At 48.5% G+C, this 15,949-nt stretch carries 13 protein-coding genes and 2 pseudogenes; 6 read left to right on the plus strand and 9 right to left on the minus strand.

The window, feature by feature from the left end; all coding sequences use genetic code 11:
- Complete coding sequence (locus NZD86_RS10330) at positions 1-1,140, plus strand: group II intron maturase-specific domain-containing protein (RefSeq protein WP_268046435.1); 1,140 nt, start codon at positions 1-3, stop codon at positions 1,138-1,140.
- Between the two features lie 250 nt (positions 1,141-1,390).
- On the opposite strand, the gene NZD86_RS10335 is transcribed toward NZD86_RS10330, so the two are convergent.
- The gene (locus NZD86_RS10335) at positions 1,391-2,608 is read right to left on the minus strand and encodes an IS110 family RNA-guided transposase (protein WP_268042741.1); all 1,218 of its coding nucleotides are present in this window, start codon (positions 2,606-2,608) and stop codon (positions 1,391-1,393) included.
- 344 nt (positions 2,609-2,952) lie between these two features.
- Between NZD86_RS10335 and NZD86_RS10340 the strand changes: the two genes are divergently transcribed.
- The gene (locus tag NZD86_RS10340; RefSeq protein ID WP_021295996.1) at positions 2,953-4,440 is read left to right on the plus strand and encodes an IS5 family transposase; all 1,488 of its coding nucleotides are present in this window, start codon (positions 2,953-2,955) and stop codon (positions 4,438-4,440) included.
- Positions 4,441-4,525: 85 nt separating this feature from the next.
- Here NZD86_RS10340 and NZD86_RS10345 read toward each other — a convergent pair whose 3' ends face one another.
- The 4 genes from NZD86_RS10345 to NZD86_RS10360 all read right to left on the minus strand — a co-directional run bounded on the left by NZD86_RS10345 (position 4,526) and on the right by NZD86_RS10360 (position 7,413).
- Positions 4,526-4,855 (minus strand): DUF960 family protein, encoded by a 330-nt coding sequence (locus tag NZD86_RS10345; protein ID WP_268046436.1) that lies wholly within the window; start codon positions 4,853-4,855, stop codon positions 4,526-4,528.
- 2 nt (positions 4,856-4,857) lie between these two features.
- Positions 4,858-5,373 (minus strand): JAB domain-containing protein, encoded by a 516-nt coding sequence (locus tag NZD86_RS10350; protein WP_268046437.1) that lies wholly within the window; start codon positions 5,371-5,373, stop codon positions 4,858-4,860.
- A 26-nt stretch (positions 5,374-5,399) separates the two neighbouring features.
- Complete coding sequence (locus tag NZD86_RS10355; RefSeq protein ID WP_268046438.1) at positions 5,400-5,780, minus strand: hypothetical protein; 381 nt, start codon at positions 5,778-5,780, stop codon at positions 5,400-5,402.
- 466 nt (positions 5,781-6,246) lie between these two features.
- On the minus strand, positions 6,247-7,413 hold the full coding sequence (locus NZD86_RS10360; protein WP_326492653.1) for an HNH endonuclease: 1,167 nt from the start codon (positions 7,411-7,413) through the stop codon (positions 6,247-6,249).
- A 162-nt stretch (positions 7,414-7,575) separates the two neighbouring features.
- Here NZD86_RS10360 and NZD86_RS10365 point away from each other — a divergent pair, with 162 nt between their 5' ends.
- The 3 genes from NZD86_RS10365 to NZD86_RS10375 are packed head-to-tail and all read left to right on the plus strand — an operon-like array spanning position 7,576 to position 10,791.
- Positions 7,576-8,808 carry a site-specific integrase gene (locus NZD86_RS10365; protein ID WP_268046439.1) on the plus strand — a complete coding sequence of 411 codons (1,233 nt, stop codon included), beginning with the start codon at positions 7,576-7,578 and terminating at the stop codon, positions 8,806-8,808.
- The gene (locus NZD86_RS10370; RefSeq protein ID WP_268046440.1) at positions 8,805-9,794 is read left to right on the plus strand and encodes a tyrosine-type recombinase/integrase; all 990 of its coding nucleotides are present in this window, start codon (positions 8,805-8,807) and stop codon (positions 9,792-9,794) included. The genes NZD86_RS10365 and NZD86_RS10370 overlap by 4 nt, the downstream gene beginning before the upstream one ends.
- Positions 9,795-9,804: 10 nt before the next feature.
- Positions 9,805-10,791, plus strand: a complete 987-nt coding sequence (locus NZD86_RS10375) for a tyrosine-type recombinase/integrase (protein WP_268046441.1) — start codon at positions 9,805-9,807, stop codon at positions 10,789-10,791.
- Between the two features lie 98 nt (positions 10,792-10,889).
- Here the strand turns inward: NZD86_RS10375 and NZD86_RS10380 are convergent.
- From NZD86_RS10380 to NZD86_RS10395, 4 genes and pseudogenes are all read right to left on the minus strand, one after another.
- Positions 10,890-11,555, minus strand: a pseudogene (locus tag NZD86_RS10380) (reverse transcriptase domain-containing protein); the annotation flags it as partial.
- Between the two features lie 1,016 nt (positions 11,556-12,571).
- Positions 12,572-12,967 carry a hypothetical protein gene (locus NZD86_RS10385; RefSeq protein WP_268046443.1) on the minus strand — a complete coding sequence of 132 codons (396 nt, stop codon included), beginning with the start codon at positions 12,965-12,967 and terminating at the stop codon, positions 12,572-12,574.
- Between the two features lie 252 nt (positions 12,968-13,219).
- Positions 13,220-14,512: an IS1380 family transposase gene (locus NZD86_RS10390; RefSeq protein WP_268046444.1), complete on the minus strand. Its 1,293-nt coding sequence runs from the start codon at positions 14,510-14,512 to the stop codon at positions 13,220-13,222.
- A 245-nt stretch (positions 14,513-14,757) separates the two neighbouring features.
- On the minus strand, positions 14,758-15,297 hold the full coding sequence (locus NZD86_RS10395) for a hypothetical protein (protein ID WP_268046445.1): 540 nt from the start codon (positions 15,295-15,297) through the stop codon (positions 14,758-14,760).
- A gap of 48 nt (positions 15,298-15,345) precedes the next feature.
- Here NZD86_RS10395 and NZD86_RS10400 point away from each other — a divergent pair.
- A pseudogene (locus tag NZD86_RS10400) lies at positions 15,346-15,630 on the plus strand (aldehyde dehydrogenase family protein); the annotation flags it as partial.
- Between the last annotated feature and the right edge of the window lie 319 nt (positions 15,631-15,949).

A 15,949-nucleotide genomic window follows, 5' to 3' on the forward strand; every position in this document is an offset into this window, starting at 1 on the left:
GTGAACTGGAGGAGATCACGGGAACTTTTTTATGCCATTTTCACGGTAGGGGGCCTGTTATCGCCGTTGCTTGCAGTCATCGCGCTTCACGGCATGGAGGAGGACTTACGGCGAAAGGCGCACCAAATGAAGTTCGGGAGTCGTGCAAATCCGGGTATCAACGTCGTCGTGTATGCAGACGACTTTATTGTCACGTGCAAAACGAAAGAGCAAGCAGAACAACTCGTTCCCGTTATCTCCCAGTGGCTTGCGGAAAATGTAGGTGTTGAACTCAGTCTGGAAAAGACACACATCACTCACATCAATGACGGGTTCGATTTCCTCGGTTTCAACGTCCGTAAATACAAGGGACGACTCCTCATTAAGCCGGCCAAGGAAAATAAGCTCGCTGTGCTGAGGAAAATCAAAGGGATTCTGGACGCAAACAAATCGGCTAAACAGTCCATGGTCATTCGACTGCTCAATCCGGTCATTCGTGGCTGGGGAAACTACTATAGCACTCAGGTGAGCAAGAGAGTCTTTGGATATTGCGACCACATGATTAACCAGATGCTATGGAAATGGGTGAAGCGACGTCACCCGAAAAAGGGCGCATGGTGGATATTCCAAAAGTACTTCACCAAGCGTGGCAATCGAAATTGGGTTTTCGCGGACGGCGCATATACCTTGGCCACGATGAGTGACATACGCATCATCCGTCACATCAAGATACAGGGACGACGTTCACCCTACCGACCTGGCGACCAAAAATACTTTGAGACTCGACGAGAACAACTGCTACTCAAACGTTTGAATGGATTTCAGAAGAAGGTAGTGCGTAAGACAGACGGCAGGTGTGCTCTCTGTGGGTGCAACATATCCCCAGAACACTTTCGCCGCTGGCAAGTGAATGATGACGACGGTATCTTGTTTGCTCGGATGATTCCAGAGCGACTTGGCGGACACAACACGGTTGAAAATGTGGTGGTCACTCACCGATGGTGCTATGAGAAATATCGACAAGTCCATGGCTACGACGAACTCCCAGATAATCCTGAACGATTTCTCTCGTACAACGAGAGGATTGTGAATGGCTACGTGGTATGGACTGGCAAGCATGCACCAAACGATGAGAAGCGACCAGACTGCTGGACGGCTTGAGCTGCATAACGGGAAACTGTTACGTGCAGTTCTTAGGGGAGAAGGGGGCCGCAAGGCTCCCGACTTACCCGGCGGCTTTAGTTTAATAAAGCGTTAACTTCATTTGTATGTTTTCCTAAATAGGGTCTGCTGAATGAACCATAAACCTATCCTGAAAATAATTGAGCGATGACCAGGGTAAAACGACATACTGAAATAAGCCCACCACAAGATGGGTTTTAAAAGGAACTCTGTGATGTCTGGAGGTCATTTATGCAACAGGTTTTACGGTGACCTCCAACCCGAGTGATTGCAACTTCCGGATCGCCTGCTTTACGACTGCGTCTTTCTTGCGTGCTTCGTAATATGTTGGGCCGAGTTCAATATAAGGCTGACGTCGCTGTAACACGTAATACACGATGGTTAAGATGCTGTGGGCCACTGCAACTGCTGCACGGTTTTTGCCTCTTCGAGCTGCAATTCGATGGTACTGGGCAGAGAGATAAGTCTGCTTCGTTCTCGCCGCTGCGCGTGCTGCTTCCACCAGCGCTGCTCTGAGTTTTTGATTCCCTTTGCGTGTTTTCCCCGACTTTCGTTTCCCGGCGCTTTCATTGTTCCCTGGAGCCAGTCCTGCCCAAGAGCATAAATGGGCAGCAGACGGAAATTGGGTCATGTCTGTCCCAATTTCAGCCAGAATTTGTTCTGCTGTTCGTCGACCGACACCGGGGATGGTGTCCACTAGCTCCAGGTCTTCTTCAAAAGGGAGCATGCGCTCCTTGACTTCTTCATCCAGCCGGGCAATCTCTTCATCCAAGTAATCGATGTGACGTAATTGGGCTGCCAGCATCATTCGTTGGTGGGAGCCCATAAGCCCATTCAGTGCCTTGTGCAAATCGGCCTTCTTCGCCTTCATCCGGCCTTTGGCTAACCCTGACAATACCTCCGGGTCTTCTTCTCCGTGGATCATTGCTTCCAACATCGCCCGCCCAGATTTGCCAAGTGTATTGCTGGCCACTGCAGAAAGCTTGATGTTGGCACCTTCCAACACCTTTTGAACCCGATTCACCTCTCTTGCCCGCTCGTCAATGAGACTTCGGCGGTAGCGAATGAGTTCTCGTAGTTCCCGTTGTTCACGGTTGGGGATGTAACTGGCTTGCAACAGCCCGTGGCGGAGCAATCCGGCGATCCATTCGGCATCCTTCACATCGGTCTTACGGCCCGGAACGTTCTTCATGTGCTTGGCGTTCACCACAAGCACTTGACAGTCCGCCGACTCCAGAAGGTTGTAGATTGGCTTCCAGAATGAAGCTGTGCTTTCCATAGCAACATGCGTGCATTCATGTTGTCCTAACCAGTCAACCATCTCCAGGAGATCCTCCGTCATCGTGGAGAACGTGCGAATCTCCTTGGCCTCCGGCGTCAGCACACAGGCGACCACCGTCTTCTTGTGCACATCGAGGCCGCAACAACGTTCGTATACGACATCCATGCCAATCCTTCCTGATGGACTGGTAATATTGAAGGGCTGGTGCAACGACCATAACGGATCATTCTATCCTGCATGCTTCTCCGAGGAGGAGAGCGACATTCTGTGGTGCACCTGGTCGTCGTAGTCAGTCTAATCAGCGGGCTCGAGGCACCAAGGAGTGACGACCTGCCTTCGCCAGCCACCAAAAAATCATTCAACACAAAGGCATTCTCATCCTTCTGCTGGTGCCGCCCCGGCGGCATGGGAGTCTAATCGTAGCAAGGATTTCGCGTGCCAATTGTCGAAATAAAGTGTATGGATTTCGAGCGGAACAGGCGAAAAACCGTGCACTTGGAGGTCTGTAATTGTACGCGAATCATCAGGACCAACAGATACTTCCCGGAGACTTCTTCCTACCGTTTGGTGGCCGACTTAGCGAAGACAATCGCTGGGTTCAACTTTCATATATCATTCCGTGGCGACGTGTGGAACAGGAATACAGCAAACACTTTAGCAGAGATCTTCGAGGCGGACGGGCCGTCTCCGTTCGGATGGCGCTTGGCGCGCTAATCATTCAGGAACGAGAAGGTTTTTCGGATCGTCACTTGGTCCAGCACATCACGGAAAACCCGTACCTGCAGTACTTCATTGGTCTTGAGGCGTATCAAGAGGAACCACCTTTTGATCCCTCTCTTCTGACGTATTTTCGCAAGCGATTGGGTCCCGATATCATCAACCAAGTCAATGAATGGATTGTGCAAGCCGGATTGCAGGAAGAACAGAATGGGGACGACGACGAGAACAGGGACGAACCTCCTAGGGAATCTGGAAAGTTCGATGCAAACGGTGGATCGCAATCTGAAGTTCAGGAGCCACCAACCCATCAAGGAAAGCTCATCCTGGATGCAACCTGTACACCAGCAGACGTGGCCTACCCAACTGACTTGTCGTTGTTGAACAAAGCGCGTGAGAAGTTGGAGGATATCCTTGACACGCTCCATGCGCCGCACAAAGGCGAAATGAAGAAGCCGAGAGACCGACGTCGTCAAGCACGCCGGGACTATCTGAGAACTGCAAAGAACCGCAAGCCAGGTCGCTCAGAGATTCGCAGAGCCGTTGGGCGACAATTGCGTTACGTGGCGAGGGACTTGAGATTTATTAAACAACTCGTCCAACACACTCCGCTAACAGCACTCTCGCGGCGACAATACCGTGACCTCTTGGTCATTGGTGAGTTGTATCGTCAACAACGAGAAATGTATCGATTGCGTAACCATCGGGTGAGCGACCGGATCGTGAGTATCGTACAGCCTGATGTTCGGCCGATTGTACGTGGAAAGGCAAAGGCGAATGTGGAGTTCGGTCCAAAATTGGCCATCAGTGTGGTCAATGGATACACCTTGCTGGAGGAGATCGGTTGGGACAGTTTCAATGAAGGCACGACGCTGATAGAGTCGGTGGAGCGCTACCAAGAACGCTTCGGATACTACCCGGAGGCCATCTTGGCGGACAAAATCTATCGAACGCGGGAGAATCTCAAGTACTGCAAGGACCACGGAATCCGGCTGAGCGGTCCGAAACTCGGACGACCGCCCAAGCAGACGGACCCTGAGCAAAAGAAAATGGAACGGCAGGACATGGGCGAGCGGAATGCCGTGGAAGGAAAATTCGGAGAAGGCAAGCGAATCTACGGGCTTGGCCTGATTCGAGCACGCCTTCGTCAGACGAGCGAGACGGTTATTGCCATCCAACTACTGGTATTGAACCTTGAGAAGAGGTTACGGCTTCTTTTTTGGCTCATACTCGATGAACTCTTCGGAACGGATTTCGACATAAGCAAGGTTGTTGCATAGATCATTCAGCAGCCCCTAAATAAATATCAAAAAAAGAGGTGGTCAGAGATATTTGACCACCTCTCATTACAGTTTACCTACTAAATTACCACTCATTAGCGAACATCATGGTCGCTGCATCGGTATCAATGTCGACATGAACGTATATCTTCGCGTCGATTGACTTGTTCACATTTATCTGATAGTTGGCCTGGTAGGGTGGCTGCTCTTGTCGATGAGTAATCCGCTGATTAAAGCCAGGTGTTGATGTAACCGACTGTAGATCAAAGATTTGCAGATAGTCCAAGCCACTTACTTTGGGGTTTTGTGCTAGGGAGGCAATAAGGTCCCAAAGAGTTTTTTGTAATGGCCACTCTAATTCTTCCGCGATGGTTCGCGTTGCGTATTTTTTACCGAGACCCTTCGGTTCCGCCATTGTCAAACCCAGCCCCTTTGCCGAATGGACTCAAACCGACCATTGGAGCCAATCACAAGATGGTCGAGAAAATCGATTCCTAGAATGTTACAGGCATCGTTCAGACGTTTTGTGACCGCTATGTCTTCATTGCTCGGCGTTGGATCTCCAGAAGGGTGATTGTGCGCGACGATAATTCCAGACGCGTTTGAAATGCAGGCAGACTTAAGCACATCACGAGGATGGACGATGGTGGCATCGAGTGTACCCACGGAACAGATAATGATACTGGTCGGTTCATGCTTGGTGCCTAAGTTCATGCAGATAAACTTCTCCCGATCGCTGTTCTCAAGTAAAGGTCGGAAAAGTTCAGCAGCATCCTCGGCGAATCGGATTTTTCGTGTGGGGTAGGTGATAGATGATTCCCGGACAAGCCGAAGGGAGACGATGTCAATCCGTTTGGTAGGTATTTGTTTAGTGGTTTTGCGTTTTTCAAAAGAATTTTCTCCATACAATACTTGATTTGAATTCGTATTCATCCTGTTTAGTCTCCTTTATATATGGATTAATAATCTGATTCCATGTGGCGTTCAGCTAATTCATCGACTGTTGGGTGTAGGCCTTGGATTGTGAAGTAGCTCATAATGTGGTCGTTATCGAATAGACATACAATCTTCCACATTTCTTCACTACCGTCATCGAGCTGAATGAGTTGTGCGTATTCAGGCCAAGAGGTGAGAAGGGGTTGTAAGGATTCCTGGTTGTCAGTTGCCTCAATGATGACGATGTGACCGCTGTCGAGTATGAACTCGAAGTCTTCATCATTCTCTGGTTGATATGACGCCTCCATTAATTCCATGAAGTACGCCTCGATCACTTGGTAATAGGATCGGGGCAGGTGAGACTTAAGATTTTTCAAATCCTCTTGGGTTTGAATGTGTTTCATACGATTTCCCTCTTTTCGGAGTGGTGTTTATTTGACAATAAAAAGCCCCGTGCCTTTAATGGACACGGGGCAATTCGCGCTATAGATGATGGTTTAAAAACAACGGATATCATCGTTTTCCATTACACACGCATGAACACGCGTATACAACTTAATAGTGAATGGTGTGGCTTACAAATTCCTCAAGGGGAGGGTACCATACTTCATCGCTTTTATCGTACTGATAAACTACCCATGGTTGGGATATCATGGTCTCACGTCCCTCTTGAATCCAGGCAGGGAGAGTAGGGTAGACCGCCGACGAGGTACTAAAGAGAAGCCCTTTTCCGTCGGTCCCCCTCCGAACCGGGCTTGCAGTAGAGTAGGCGACCAGCGAGTTGCAATCCGAAGATGCACTGTTCCAATCGCCCCTCTCAGAACGGAGCATGCAAGTTTCCTGTGCACTCCGCTCGCCAGTGATTAACCGTCAATCGACATTAGCGGTCGTTACTCTCTTACCGTTATATTTACCTGAATGGATGCTTGAATGGCATTCGTGACATACGGCGAGTGTTTTTCTTCTCATCGCTATCATTCGTGTCATCCATTCAGGTTTTTCTTTTCTACCGTTTTTTTCGAGGTCTTTTAGCTTCTTTACGTGATGCATTTCAATGTTCCCTCTGGATTCGCACAGTTCACACGTGTCCTTAAGCAGACGGTCAATAAGTTGACTCTTGATGCTGTATACCTTTCCTGTGGGTAATGTATCCTCAATAACAGCGTCTTTCTTGAATCCGAGCTTAAACCCTCCGAAGTATGCGACTAACGGCTTTTTACCCACCCGTTCCACTTCCGTTTGAAGTACCTTGTAACTTTGTCCGTCCGTTTCACGTGTGGTTTGGTATTTATTGAAGATTTTGTTGACCGTCGTTTTATATTTATTCGCGAGGGTACGTGCTAAAGACAATTCCATTGTTCTCTTGAGACCATGTAGCTGATGAGCATTATAAGCAAGCAGATAGTATTGGGCGAACCCACGGAATTCGGACTGATATTGAGCGATAATATCGAAATCGGAACTGACCGTCCTCTCCTTCCGATGGGTCGGTTTTCCACCTTTCATATACTGTCTTGCTTTGTCCTTCATCTTCTCGTCCGGAACGCGAAATCCGATTGCCCCATTAATGCTGCGTTGCCCTCGCCCGTCATGTTTCGCATCCTGTTGCAGTACATGGATGTCATAGCCGAGGAATCGTGCTCTTTCCGTTTTCGCATGGGTAATCAAGGTTTTCTCTTCGCTAAGTGTCAGCTTGAGCCGCTCTGCAAGGAAGATTTTAATTTCTTCTTTGACCTTAGCCGCTTCCTGTTTCGGGCCGGAAAAGCCGAGTAGCCAGTCGTCTGCGTAGCGAATATAGTGCAGTCGTCTAAATGTTGGGTCGTTCGTATCTTTGGAAGGTATGGATTGCCTTTGTTTGTGGAGTTCCTTTACCTTCTTCCAGTCCTGATGTCGCATGTGCTTCTCCATCTGCTTTCGCAACGCTTTGTAGGCTGTATTCTCTGCCCGTTTGCGGCCGCGATTATAGGCAGGAAGAATATGTTCCTCCATAAACTGGTCGAACTTGTCCATGTAGATATTGGACAGCAAAGGACTCAAAATTCCACCTTATCAAAAGTAAATCGTTATCCAAAGTAAGCGCGGGAAAAGCGCGATACGGTAGGATTGGCAGTTCATTTACTTTGGATAATACAGAGAACCAAAATGGCTGTGGGAGATGGAATTTCGGGCATCTCACTAGACCGTTTTGGGGGAATGCACATGGGCAACCCAACTTTTCCAGAACTTGTGGCTGGGCTTGAGAGTGAGCTGTATCGACTGCATTACAACGAGAAGTCAATTGAGTATTACCGTAGAATGTGGCGCCGTATTGGAAAGTTTCTTGAAGACGAAGGGGCTGACCACTTCCGGGAAGAGCTCGGCATTCGTTTTTTAGACAAGGAATACCATTTTTCCGAGTTAGAACGAACCGGGGATCTGACCCAGTCTATTATTAACGCTGGCCGAGTTGTGAGAATGCTAGGGGACTTCCAGCAACACGGCAGTGTGTTACGAAGATACTATAAGCACCGAGAGCTAGTGCAGTCAGATGAGTTGAAACTGACATTAAGTGATTACGCCAACCATTGTCGGCAGAAGGAATACTCCACGGTTACACAAAACCACTACAGGAGAATCGCCGAAAAGTTTTTGAGCTTTTTGGAGTCACAACGGGTGTTCAGTTGTTCGGATATTCAACCTCGGCATTTAGCTGACTACATTAACACGTTGCTGGGGTATAGCTTTAAGTTTGTGGAATTGCAGTTGTGTGCTCTACGGTCGTTCTTACGTTTCCTTCACACCGTTGGTGTTCTTACCGAGGATTTGAAGGACAGCCTGCCAGCCCTTCAGTCGAGGAAGCAACAGCGTATTCCGTCAGTCTGGACGCCGGAGCAGGTAACAAAGTTATTGAGCGTAATTGACCGCGGCAGTTCTGCGGGGAAAAGAGACTATGCAATGATTCTCCTCGTGGCACGACTGGGCATCCGAACCTTGGATGTAAAACACTTGAAACTCGAGAATCTCAAATGGAGAGACAACCGAATTGAGTTGGTCCAGTCGAAGACGTCCAGGATGTTAGGTCTCCCACTTCTCCCCGATGTCGGTTGGGCGATTATTGATTATCTGAAAAACGGACGGCCCAAGGTCGACTCACCTTACGTATTTCTTCGTCACCTCGCCCCATTAGAGCCCTTCTCGGACGAAGATCGATTACACCAAATCATTACCAAGTATATGAAGATGGCCAAAATCTCGGTGTCCCCCAAAAAGAAGAGAGGCATGCATTCGCTACGCCACACCCTAGCCACCCGGTTGCTCGAAGAAAACACGCCCCTGTCAGTCATCTCCGATATATTGGGCCATGTGAACTCAGATACAACGGCCGTGTACCTCAAGGTAGATGTGGATAGACTCCGCGAGTGTGCTCTAGACCCTGAGGCGGTGTTCGAATGATGACAGGCTTCACTTACAGCAGTCCCGTTCACGAATTTATTGAGGGTGTAGTTCGCAAAAAACGTGCCATGGGCTACAAATACGACTCTTGCGCTCGTACATTGTACAAATTTGATCGATTCTGCCTGGAATACGGATGTACAGAACCGGTGTTATCTAAGGAACTTGTTACTGCGTGGAGTCAAAAGCACCCAAATGAAGCACAGTCCACTTTACGGAACAGGGTAGGTGTTGTACGGCAACTTGCCGTATATGTGAATCGCCTCGGCGCTAACGCCTACATACTTCCGAAGAACACCATCCCTAAAGGCCCACGGTACGTTCCGCATATTTTTAGCAACAAAGAACTTGCAGCATTTTTTAGACAAACCGATGCCTGTCATGTTCAGTCTCTTGCACCCCACAGGCACTGGATTATGCCCTTGCTGTTCCGTATGTTGTATGGCTGTGGACTGCGTGTTTCAGAGGCATTAAATCTTAGGCTCCAAGACGTTGATCTGCAGAGTGGTGTGTTGACGATCCTGGATGGAAAATTGAACAAGGACCGTTTGGTTCCGCTGTCAGCAGAACTTGTTGCGCGCTGTGAAGCTTACATGAAGCGCGTTCACTTATTTTCGGATGAAATCACTTATTTTTTCCCCGCTCCTAACGGACAGGCAGTAACCAGGGGGAACGTCTACAAGAACTTCCGAAAGTTCCTCTGGAAAGCGCGCATCTCTCACGGGAGCTGGGGAAAAGGGCCCCGGGTGCACGACTTTCGTCACACCTTTGCGGTTCATTGTTTGAGACGATGGGTTCTTGAGGGTAAAGATTTGGCTGCTTACCTACCTGTCCTCAAGACATATTTAGGACACCATTCGTTTCGTGACACGTCCCAGTATCTGAGGCTGACCGCTGAGCTATATCCTGATATTACAGCCAAGGTAAGCGACGCCTTTGGTCATGTCATACCGATGCTCGACGGAACTGGTCATGATGCCGACTGATTTCGCAAAGATGCTATCCAAATACCTCACATCTTATCTTCCTGGCCGGCGAAACGTTAGCTCGAATACGGTTCGGTCGTACCGTGACACTTTCAGGCTGCTTCTCATGTATTGCCAGGATGTTCGGAAGTTAAGGATTGAGAAGCTTGCTCTCAAGGATATTGATGAACCGCTTATTGTCGGTTTCATCGATTGGCTCGGGCATGAGAGACACAACGGAACTACTACTCAAAACCAACGACTGGCCTGTATCCATGGATTCTGCCGGTACGCGCAGATTGAAGACCCTGTTGGTTTATTGTCATACCAACGGGTGCTGTCGATTCCAATGAAAAAGGCAGCAAAGCCAACTGTGAATCACCTTACCCCCGACGCGTTAAAGCTGATTCTGGCGCAACCGGATTTGTCGAAGGCAAGTGGTCGGCGCGACCTAACCCTGCTCTCTCTTCTATATGACACAGGGGCGAGAGTACAGGAACTCGTGGATCTCAAAGTTCGTGATGTCCGATTGGAAGCCCCACCAGTCGTGATCCTAACCGGAAAAGGCCGCAAAACGCGGCAAGTTCCACTCATGCCGAACACGCACACCTTATTAAAACGGTACATGGACGAATTCCATCTATTTCGGGATGTCTCACAGGACAATCCACTTTTTATGAACCGGATGCACGGAAAACTAACGACCGAGGGTGTGAACTTCATCTTGAACAAATATGTTTCCCGGGCACGAGAGGTATCCGTGACAATTCCAGAGCGCGTAACACCACATGTTCTTCGACACACAAAGGCCATGCATCTACTACAGGCAGGCGTGAATCTAATTTACATCCGTGATCTACTAGGCCACGTTGATATTTCGACTACTGAGATTTACGCTCGTGCAGACACAGAACTGAAGCGCAAGGCCCTTGAGACAGCGTATCCCAGTCCAACCGTACCCGATTTACCGGAATGGAGCCAAGACGAGAGTCTACTCGCCTGGCTAGATAAGCTTTAACACAGCTACGTTATCCAAAGTAAACAGAGCCTGAATGCTGCAATAGCAAGGGTTTTTCGAGGTTTACTTTGGATAACGATTTACTTTTGATAAGGTGGATTATCCAAAGCTTTGGATAACCCTCCCTGCGGACACCCGCTGAGGGTAGTGTTATATTTCCAATCTTCCAAATACCCGCTTTTCAGAAACTGTTCCATCAGCCTCAAGAACCGATTGTCTTTCACTTTTTCTGCAAGGAGCCCGAGTAGAACGCTGTGATCGATACTACCGAAACAGTCTCGAATATCGCCTTCAACAAACCATCTCACACTTTTCCAACCGTCCCTAGCTCGAATGGAGTCAAGTGCAGTATGGCAGCCCCGGTTGGAGCGAAAACCATGCGAGGTGTCGCTGAATTGCGGGTCGAAGTAGGCATTCAAAATCAACCGAATGACTTCTTGAAGTAACTTGTCCGACCATGTTGGTAATCCGAGAGGACGCTGTTTCTTACTGCCTTTCTTCTTGATGTATTCGCGTCTGACAGGTCTAAATCGATAGGCTTCCCTTTTCAATTGATCGATGATTCGATCAATCTTGGCGATAGACATGCCGTCGACTGTTTCGTTTGTCACACCCTTTGTCATCTCGCCGTTGTTGCTGTAAATATTTTTGTAGGCGATAAGAAACAGTTCCTTGTTGTAGAGCAAACGGTAGATGCGATACAACGGTAATTTTCGCTTGCCTCTGTCGCTGATGATATCCAACACTTTTTCGGCTCTCTGCATTCCGCATACCTCCAAGCGATGGATATCGTAACCACCTGTCTTCCTTCTCCTGATCTCCCGCATACTTGGTTACCCTTTCGGCGGTACAACTGATCCAGCGGCACATATTAGAGTCCGCCTGTGCAACCGTCATTACAACAGTCACTTTGGATACTATGAAGACTCCGTTACCGTAGGGGTCTCCCCCTGTAGGCAATCCCATGTTTTGCGCAGGAAGAACGTAATAGCTCGACTTAGGTTCCCACTCATGACCTTGCTTGAACTCACTGTTCAATGGCTTATCACCTTGGATTTCCTCGGACGAAAATAGATTCCGAATATGCGATAAGTAGGGAGTATTTAGACGGTGTATCCCCAGATGTGCGGTTCCATCCCTGGTCATTCAGGTTCAGGCAGTGTAGCTTTTAACCATATCGAACAGAACTTGCGCAGCCTGCTTCTACACCATCTTCAAGGCATCCACGCTTTACAACCATGCTCTTGTCCCCTCTTCCTTTCGGATTCAGGTTAGGCGTTGTTCTTAACGCATTTCCAAGGACGTTAGTCCGGTGACCGGACAATTCTTTCTGCGCACGACATGGCGCACGCTTTCACTGCACCCAGCTCTCCAGTGTCCTGTCATGAGTGACCCCAAGTACAGTTTCGGCGTTCTGCATTTCGCATACCTCCCTGTCTTGAGAGCCTAAGACACCTGTGCCCCTTCGCCTTGTAAGCGGCTTTCCCACTCGCCTTGGTGGGACATAACCCCCACGACTACTATGGGCACTCCGTTACCATAGGGCTCGCGCCCCTTAGGCAATCCCGCATTACCATTGCACTAGACGTATCTAGCGTGACTTAGGCGTCCCGTTCGTCTCCTTAAGTGAACTCACTGTCCACCGCTCATCGGTCGGAAGGTTAAGGCGACGAAAGGCGGATCGCCCGATACTGATGACCCTGCTCTAAGGCGTTGTGTCAGGAGATGTGACGTTTCCATCGCTGGAGACTAGGATTCAAACAATGTAGTCTTCGCCATATCACGCGGGTCTTGCACGACAACGCCCTAAACGCCTTCGGTTCGTCTCGCGCTTTCCCACCATGCTATTTTCCCCTCTCGCTTTCGCGTTTAGGTAGGATGGGTGACCCAGTGGTCGATCTTCCGAACCTCTCCTCTTTACAAGAGGCAATCTAGCGCCTGGTGAAACGGCGCACTCTTTCTTATCAGTTGGCTCTACATCAAACGCCTGCATAAAGGGCTCACTGTGCTCCGTGGGTACTTCTTCGTATGAGATGAACTTGAGCACCCGTATTGTACCTGGCTCAATATCCAACATTCCCTCGCTGAACATGATCTTATATACCTGACCGATACGGATTGTGCGTATAGACGGCTGAATTTCAATACAGTCGGTGTCTTTACTTAAAATTTTCATCATTTGTCCTCCAGTCAATAATTAACCTGAAATATTCATAGCGAAGTAAACCGCTTGTAACAAATGGATGAATATAGGAAAACAATGGTCTAGGATCAATTGAACTTTCGTTCTCGTAGGTCTGGACTTGGACTTTCATGACCATGGTCTCCCGTGGGGTTACGTGTGGATAAATATGGATTGAGGAGAAGACGCACCTATCCCGTATTCACCTCTCGTGTCTGTTCCAGTTGTTATTCAGACGGGATCATCTCAACCGAACCGCGGTAATGCGGCTACGTTTTTAAGCGTCTGAATGAACTCTTTTCGATACACACACGAACTGCACAATTTCCAAGTCCAGTATCGGCCAGAGTGAGCTAGCTTCCCCGCAACTTTGACCAGTTTGGTTCGCAAAGTCTCCATCCGACTTGATTGCATTTTCTCTGGTACACACAATCGGCGAAACCAGTTGTTAAAGTTATACGCAAGTATGGCTAACTGGAGTTTCACGACATTCGCTTCAAAGTCTGTACTGCTCATCTTATCGCACGCAAATCCATTTTTGGCTTCCTTGATGAAATTCTCCATATGACCGCGCTGGCAGTAAAAGCGAATGATGTTCTTGGGCTGCAGCGTCATATTGGTCACGATAAATGTGAATTGAAACAACAGTTCACCAGCCGGACGTTCCATCTTCACGACCACCCGGCGGGCATGTTCCCAACTGGATGCTTGATACATGAATTCCCTGTAATGGACTTGTCGTTTGTGTAATCTTTCAGCGTTTAGTAATGGATCCGCCATGACCTGCGCAATGGACTGTAGCCGTGCGTTTGACTTGAGGCGGATGGCGTATTTATGACCCTTGGTTTCCGCCAACTCAAACAGCCCTGGAACGGCAAACCCACTATCGCCACGAATGACGATGAGGCTATCCGGGTTCAGCCTACCGTATCGATTCAGAATTGGTCCCACAAACCGGACGACTTGACGGGAAGTGTATACGTTGCCTGCACGAAGCTCTGCTCGCAGACAATCACCGGTCAGACCGTCAAAGCAAAACAACGGATGAAATCCATGTTGCTGGTAGTGGTAATTGAAATTCGCTCCATGCTGTTTTCCGTAGGCAGCAAAGCTGGAGGAATCCAAATCAAAAACGAATTGGTTCTGGGGTTTTATAGCGTACACGCGACGCTGCAACGTTTCATTCACACACTCCAGAGATTTGGAAGTCGCAATATCCGCTTTATCGTTGAAACGAGACAAAGTAGGTTGTGAGGCCAAGCTTTCCTTTCCCAGCAGCATAGTTAGCAATGGCTCTACAGCTAAATCATCTGCGTGATCGTCTGTATGGTAGCCAGCTATGTGCTGATACAGTTTCTGAAGAACCACGTCGCTATTTGGATGATCCCGATGAAAGACCGAATCATGAACCACGAGCAGTTCTTCTACCGCTTCGGATAGGCCCAGTTTGTGATCGAATTCTTTGTATAGGAGCAGTCCAGCATCCGAGGTCAAGTCGCCGCCGTCAAAATTCATTTTCACCCTGGGGTTGAAGTTCATGACATTCTCTTGTAGGCTTTTCAATAGAAGAGCTCTCCTTTGATGTGTTTGGCTTAGACACCTTAACACTACCAAAGGTTGGGCTTTTTTCCTATGTGCTCACGTCACTTTTTGAGTGAATCGCTAAATCCCCTTATAGCCCTTGCACCGCTTGCATTTACAGGTCCTTCACGGTCGTGCTATGAATATTTCAGGAATTACTATATTCATGTTCTGAAGGTGCCATTTTGGTCAGGTCGTGAGCTTCATTGCTTTTGCCCCACTGGATCCCGTGTGGGTTTTCTGACGCCTGGACTAGTGTTCCGATTAGTTGGTTTTTCAGTATTTTCGCTAGGGTCCTTAGGTGGCAATGGATTCGGGCTCCAAATCATGGATGCATATACTTTCGATTCAGCCGTCGGATTAAACAGTCGTTCATCATTCTCGTGATTCCGTACTTCTTCAAGAATGTTTTCACATTGGGACGTGGAAAGTGCAAATTCACAGATAAACCTGTAGTCCAGATGTTCTTTGCCCTCACGTAATCCAGCGTCAAGAGCGTCGTATAGCCAGTCCTTCAAAATGCCAACGCACCCCACGCTGCGCTCGTAAAAGAACCTCCAATTATTCATAAGGTCTGGAGCAATTTCGAGAGGCATGTGACGCTGAAAGGCATACAAAGCACCTTGGAATGCATCAGTATCCCCTTTTACATATGAACGATATCTAGGTAAATGTATTGGACGCCCACGACGGTCAATCTGCCCGTTCACTGACCCGGCTTTGGCCGCGAAAGAAGCATTCATCGCCGCCTGTGACGACCCGAAAACTCGCTTCCCTGATGCTCTCGTTAAGTCGCGAATCGCCTAGCGGAGTTGTTTCAAGAAGCCGGTCTTCCGGATGGAGTCTTCCAACATTGTTCATGGTGCGCATGATGCCGTAATGGTATTTTGGAAGATCCGGATATTAAGGCGGTGTCCTTCGTCGGGTCACAACCGGTTGCAGAATATGTATACAAGACGGCGGCTGCGAACGGCAAGAGGGTTCAGTCTCTAGCGGGGGCAAAGACTCACACGATTGTGATGCCGGATGCAAATCTCGACGAGGCAGTGAAAGGAATTATTGGCGCAGCTTTCGGCTTCGTACAGAAGACGTGGGTACACACTACACGTGGAGGTCTGCATTTGGAGCATCAGGTGCGTACATCTCGAAAAAAGACAACAGGGATACAGAAGAGTTGTGAAATTATGGACGACATTGTGACAAAAGGAAGCATCGCCTGTGGAGTAACACCAGTATTTGAAAAATTTCGTGATGAGTGTTTTTCCAACGGAAAAGGCAGAGCCACTGCAACTGAACCTGATTCGCAACCATGCTTCTGATTTGGCGATCCCCCTTTTGATGTAACATTCAGTTTTGGAAAAGATAAGGGGATTATCGGTTGCAACATTTATGTTA

It is taken from the genome of Alicyclobacillus dauci, assembly GCF_026651605.1.
Taxonomy (GTDB): domain Bacteria; phylum Bacillota; class Bacilli; order Alicyclobacillales; family Alicyclobacillaceae; genus Alicyclobacillus; species Alicyclobacillus dauci.

Bases quoted from the DNA above. Each gene is read 5' to 3' on its own strand.
- NZD86_RS10335 (WP_268042741.1), bottom strand. From the start codon at position 2,608: ATGGATGTCGTATACGAACGTTGTTGCGGCCTCGATGTGCACAAGAAG.
- NZD86_RS10395 (WP_268046445.1), bottom strand. From the start codon at position 15,297: ATGAATGCTTCTTTCGCGGCCAAAGCCGGGTCAGTGAACGGGCAGATT.
- NZD86_RS10390 (WP_268046444.1), bottom strand. From the start codon at position 14,512: ATGAACTTCAACCCCAGGGTGAAAATGAATTTTGACGGCGGCGACTTG.
- NZD86_RS10345 (WP_268046436.1), bottom strand. From the start codon at position 4,855: ATGGCGGAACCGAAGGGTCTCGGTAAAAAATACGCAACGCGAACCATC.
- NZD86_RS10370 (WP_268046440.1), top strand. From the start codon at position 8,805: ATGATGACAGGCTTCACTTACAGCAGTCCCGTTCACGAATTTATTGAG.
- NZD86_RS10365 (WP_268046439.1), top strand. From the start codon at position 7,576: ATGGGCAACCCAACTTTTCCAGAACTTGTGGCTGGGCTTGAGAGTGAG.
- NZD86_RS10375 (WP_268046441.1), top strand. From the start codon at position 9,805: ATGCTATCCAAATACCTCACATCTTATCTTCCTGGCCGGCGAAACGTT.
- NZD86_RS10355 (WP_268046438.1), bottom strand. From the start codon at position 5,780: ATGAAACACATTCAAACCCAAGAGGATTTGAAAAATCTTAAGTCTCAC.
- NZD86_RS10350 (WP_268046437.1), bottom strand. From the start codon at position 5,373: ATGAATACGAATTCAAATCAAGTATTGTATGGAGAAAATTCTTTTGAA.
- NZD86_RS10385 (WP_268046443.1), bottom strand. From the start codon at position 12,967: ATGAAAATTTTAAGTAAAGACACCGACTGTATTGAAATTCAGCCGTCT.